This is a genomic window from Shewanella sp. 11B5 (assembly GCF_002836795.1).
Taxonomy (GTDB): Bacteria; Pseudomonadota; Gammaproteobacteria; order Enterobacterales; family Shewanellaceae; genus Shewanella; species Shewanella frigidimarina.
The window spans coordinates 1-4,941 of record NZ_PJAP01000430.1; the positions used below are offsets into that span (position 1 = coordinate 1).

The following is a 4,941-nucleotide window of genomic DNA, read 5'->3' on the forward strand; positions in this document are numbered from 1 at the left end:
ACGCATCAAAATCCGAAAATTGATGTGGAATTTGATACTGGGTGGCGAACTCTGCCAATGTTGTGGTGTTGCGTCCGGCAACACCATAAATTGTGCTTTGACCTTGTGCTTTAATCGCATCAGCCATTACCCCAGAGATAAAACTGGTGCCTAAAATTGCCCATTTAATCGATCCAGACATTAATTATCCCTCAGTGGTTAATAGTTGATAGTCAAACGCTTGCTTTAGATCGGTTAACGCCGATTTGATAAAGGCTTGAGTATGAACAGCTGCAAAGTGGGCATCAAATGCCGCTTGGTCGTTATAACGTTCCCAAAACACAAATTGCTTAGGATTGGTTTTATTTTGCAGAGCCATTGCAAGTGAACAGCCTGGTTCGCTATTCATATCTGCACAGAATTGACGGACAGCTGCGATTCCTTGTGCCAAAGGCACTTGGTCTTTAATGTGAATTTCAGCGGTGATAAACACGCCTTGTTGATCCAGTTTGTTATCCATATCGACCCCTTAATAATAATGGGGCATCGTAAACCAGTTAGGCGCAAGGCAAAATGGCCTACTAGTGTTTACAGAAAACACCATAGGTTTATAATTAACACTGGTTTGATGCAATATTAAGGATATTCGGTGGATAAATTAACCGCGATGCAGGTGTTTAGTCATGTGGCTGAGCAGGGCAACTACGGCACAGCTGCGCATAAATTTAATATCAGCCGGACTATGGTGAGTAAACACATTAATCAGTTAGAGGCCTACCTTGGGGTTAAGCTCATTAACCGTACTACTCGTCAACAAGAATTAACGGAATCGGGCCACGTTTATTACCACGAATGCCAGATAATCTTGATGGCTATTGAGCAAGCTGAAAACACGCTGCAGTCGATGAGTTCGACGCCAAAAGGCACCATTAGAATTAATGCTCCAGTGAGTTTTGGCAATATTGTGCTGGCACCGATAGTGAATCAATTTTTACTGCAATATCCGCAAATTGATGTAGAGCTGCGACTTGATAATAATCTAATCGATCCCCTGGTCGATCATGCTGATGTGGTGGTCAGAATTGGCAATCTTGATGATTCTGCGTTAATTGGCAGGCATATTATGAATTATGAAATGGTATTTTGTGCTTCGCCTCACTATTTAGCTCAACACTCGCCAATAGCGTCAATTAGCGATTTACCTCAGCATGATTGTTTAGGCTTTAGCTATTCGAAAAGTGCTTCATTAGCGGTTGCCCATAGCCAGTTGTTTGGTAAACGCAGCTTTAGATTGTTGTCTAATAGCGGCTTGGTATTAATCCAAGCCGCGATAGATGGACTGGGCATTATTTTACAGCCACAGATTGTGGTGCAAGAGGCAATTCAAGCTGGATTGTTAATAAATGTCAGCGCATTAATACCTCCAGATGCGATGCCAATACACTTATTATATAAAGACAAAAATCTGCCATTAAAAACACGAACTTTGATTGATTTTATTATTCGCCAGCTCGAATAACCACATGTGCATAATATAGTAGATGCATATTATGACTTTGCTATCATGCCCTTAAGCACAATATTGTCATAAGTGACAAACCCTAAAATCTCACCCGCTTCAATCACCGGCGCTTTATTGATATTAAAGCGCTCAAAAAGCCTTGCTGTGTAGCGAACGTCCATATCTAAAGGCACCGAAAGTACTGGCTTTATCATAATTTCGTAAATATTAGTGCGCTCAGGTGACTTGTCTTTGGCTAATACTTTGCGAGCTATATCGCTCATGAGAACCATGCCGTATTCGTCATGTTCATTGCGTTTATTAACGACTAATATATTGACGTTATTGCTAATGGCTTCTTGGATCGCTTCGGCCACAGTGTGCATTCCATCAACCATGACGTAATGGTTATTCATTACGTCACGATTACAAATAGGGGTTGTGCTACTCATATTTGATCCTCAATGTCTTTACTCAATTTTTGAACTTGATGGGCCACTCCAACGGCATCTTCAACATCAATTTGAATCGCAATACCTTTGCCTGAATTGGTGTCAAATTCACCTACGTTAGATATGGTTTCGAGAATGTTGCGGCTCATGTGTTCTTCTACCAACCACAAAATCACATCACGCTGAACATCTAGGGTAAGCCCCATAAAGGTTTTCTTTTTTTCTAGCCCTTCACCGCGAGCATGATTAATCACAGTGGCACCCGTTGCGCCTGCAACACGCGCTGCATCAAGTACCTTATCGGTACAGTCATCGTCGACAAAGGCGACAATTAATTTAAAGCGCATAGGTTACTCCTTAGTGGCTTTTCGTTTGGATAAATAGTCAACCGCTTGGGCGTAACCCATAACGGTGATCATCGGAAATAAACTGGCAAAGGCAATCAAGCCAAAGCCATCAATTAATGGATTACGGCCTTCAACATTGGTGGCCAGTCCAAGTCCTAATGCCGCAACTAATGGCACTGTTACGGTTGAGGTGGTTACGCCACCAGAGTCATAGGCTAGAGGTACAATCATTTTTGGGGCATAAAAGGTTTGAATGACCACCACAACATAGCCGGCCATAATGTAATAGTGAATGGGATCGCCAACCACAATACGAAAACAACCCAACGTAATACCAATCGCGACGCCAAACGCCACTGACATTCGAAGGCCTTGGATACCAATGGTGCCACCCGAAACTTGGTTGGCTTTGATTGCCACTGCAATTAATGACGGTTCTGCGATGGTGGTGCTAAAACCGATTGCGGCGGCAAACACATAAACCCAAAAGTAGTCTTGCCAAATAAACGGCTCATTACCACCATCAGGGTGTAAAAACTCGCTGGTGGTCAGTTGATTTGCCATGCTCTCACCGATAGGGAATAGCGCCAATTGCAAACCGACGAGAAAAAAAGTGAGTCCGATAATCACATAAACAAATCCGAGTAATACTTTACGCCATTGGTTTATTGGACGTTTAAGCACGCCCAGCTGAAAGCCAAACAAAATTATCGCGATAGGTATGACATCACGAGCAGTCAGTAATAAAGTGCTAATCAGTTCATTGAGCAAAACAACTCCTCATATAGTTCGCGATTGCGATCACTGCAAAAACACCATGCCGTACAGTAATACAAAAATCATTGGACTAAGGCTTGCAAAAGCAATTAATCCAAAGCCATCTACCATCGGATTACGGCCTTTAATCACACTTGCCAGGCCAACCCCTAGTGCTGTCACTAAAGGCACAGTAATGGTCGATGTGGTGACGCCACCAGAATCATATGCAATGCCGATAATGTTGGCAGGTGCAAAGCTGGTGAGGATCATTACCAACACGTAACCGCCAATAATGAGGTAGTGGATTGGCCATCCCTTAAGAATACGAATGACCCCAAGTAAAATGGCTAGGCCAACCGAGACCGCGACGGTTAATCGTAAGCCCATCGCATAGGAGCTCATGGATTGTTTGTTTGACTCGATCGCACCAGCATTAGCGGCAACCTGTGCCGCTTCGTTTGCCACTGCCGTGAGGGCTGGTTCTGCTAATGTGGTACCAAAACCTAATGAGAATGAGAAAATAACTAACCAAAATACACTGCCTTTGCGGGCTAATGCTTCAGCAAGTGATTCGCCAATAGGAAATAAACCCATTTCCAAACCAAATACAAAAAAGGTCAATCCTAATACAATAAACACCACGCCAATAAGAATAGATCCAAGTTCTGCAGGCGCTTGATGAAGCACAAATATTTCAAAAAAACTGACCACTAAGATAATCGGAATAAGGTCTTTGAAGCTACTTAACATCGCTTGGAGCAATTTGGTGATGGCAGACATCTTGGCTCCTGTATTATTTTGCGCTGAGATAAATAACAAGCGGAATAATTTAGTGTGCCTATGGGACAATATTTCGCAACATATTGTTTACAATGATTTTCATTAAGTTGACCTAAGTCATAAAAATGGGTAAAAGTAGGGGGGTATTTACTTCAATATTACTCGACCAGTATTTTGCGCAGTGCGAGAAAAGGTTAAGGATAAAATTAAAAAGGATTTAGAACGTTATGAAGACACTTTTACGCTTATCGATAGCGGCGGCTTTTGTTAGCCACGTAGCTTATGCTGAACCAACCGATGTAGAGGATTTTTCACAAGCTTATCAACAGTACAATGCTTCTGTTGAAAGTAATAACAACCAAGATACGCTGAAATATGCGCAGCAAGCCTATGAGTTAGGTCAAATTAAATTCGGTCAAGACAGCTTTGATAGCGCTAAGTTAGCCATCAATTATGCAAATGCGGTAATGGTTGAACCTAAGAAAAAGAATCAAGGCCGTGTTATTGAAGATGAAGCCACGCTTAAGGCGCATCAATTATTTACTTCTGCATTAGCTGTATACCGTGAAAACGTGACCGATAATGGTATCGAGTTAATCGATCCTTTGATTGGGTTAGCTGAATCGACAACAGATGATAAATACGCGAAAACGTTATTATTTGAAGCAATAGAGATCGCAGAAAAAGCTGACAATGAGTTAACGGTTGCAGAAGTAAAACTCATTACGTTTCACCGATTATCGCGCACCGAGTATTATACCCGCACAGTGAGGACTTTGGCGTTTGACGCTTACGATATTTATACCAGTAAGTTGCCAGAGGATGCCATTAAACGAGTTGATGCTACTTATCTAGTGGGTGCGTTATATGAGACTATGGGTAAGCCAACTCAAGCTATTACGAATTTAGTTGAAGTTATCAAACAATATCGGGCATTACCTTATAGCCATCCGTATGAGCTTCGTGCGCATGCCTTGTTAGTGAAACTGTATGAGCAAAAAGGCCTAGGCGATAAAGCCACTGAGCATTGCATTGCGATTGGTAAAATGACGCCATGGAGTGACCAACAAGAACAAACCCCGTTATTTAGAAAACCACCAAAATACCCGCAATCATATGCTCA

General features: G+C 42.1%; 7 protein-coding genes and 1 pseudogene. 2 read left to right on the forward strand and 6 right to left on the reverse strand.

The features are described from left to right. Both CXF78_RS10010 and CXF78_RS10015 read right to left on the reverse strand, forming a co-directional pair. Positions 1-181, reverse strand: a pseudogene (locus CXF78_RS10010) (gfo/Idh/MocA family oxidoreductase); the annotation flags it as partial. Positions 182-184: 3 nt separating this feature from the next. Next, positions 185-499, reverse strand: coding sequence for a putative quinol monooxygenase (locus tag CXF78_RS10015; RefSeq protein WP_207892982.1), 315 nt, complete (start codon positions 497-499; stop codon positions 185-187). 129 nt (positions 500-628) lie between these two features. On the opposite strand from CXF78_RS10015, the gene CXF78_RS10020 reads away from it, so the two are divergent. Further along, the gene (locus CXF78_RS10020) at positions 629-1,498 is read left to right on the forward strand and encodes a LysR family transcriptional regulator (RefSeq protein WP_102036688.1); all 870 of its coding nucleotides are present in this window, start codon (positions 629-631) and stop codon (positions 1,496-1,498) included. Positions 1,499-1,527: 29 nt separating this feature from the next. Here CXF78_RS10020 and CXF78_RS10025 read toward each other — a convergent pair whose 3' ends face one another. The 4 genes from CXF78_RS10025 to CXF78_RS10040 are packed head-to-tail and all read right to left on the reverse strand — an operon-like array spanning position 1,528 to position 3,818. Continuing rightward, on the reverse strand, positions 1,528-1,932 hold the full coding sequence (locus tag CXF78_RS10025; RefSeq protein WP_102036689.1) for a CBS domain-containing protein: 405 nt from the start codon (positions 1,930-1,932) through the stop codon (positions 1,528-1,530). After that, positions 1,929-2,279, reverse strand: a complete 351-nt coding sequence (locus CXF78_RS10030) for a P-II family nitrogen regulator (protein WP_011637728.1) — start codon at positions 2,277-2,279, stop codon at positions 1,929-1,931. Before CXF78_RS10030 ends, CXF78_RS10025 begins: the two co-directional genes overlap by 4 nt. Positions 2,280-2,282: 3 nt before the next feature. After that, positions 2,283-3,050 (reverse strand): DUF1538 domain-containing protein, encoded by a 768-nt coding sequence (locus CXF78_RS10035; RefSeq protein WP_102036690.1) that lies wholly within the window; start codon positions 3,048-3,050, stop codon positions 2,283-2,285. Positions 3,051-3,080: 30 nt separating this feature from the next. Next, positions 3,081-3,818 (reverse strand): DUF1538 domain-containing protein, encoded by a 738-nt coding sequence (locus CXF78_RS10040; RefSeq protein ID WP_011637726.1) that lies wholly within the window; start codon positions 3,816-3,818, stop codon positions 3,081-3,083. 227 nt (positions 3,819-4,045) lie between these two features. Between CXF78_RS10040 and CXF78_RS10045 the strand changes: the two genes are divergently transcribed. Then, on the forward strand, positions 4,046-4,941 hold an 896-nt coding region (locus CXF78_RS10045), incomplete at its 3' end, for an energy transducer TonB (RefSeq protein WP_102036691.1).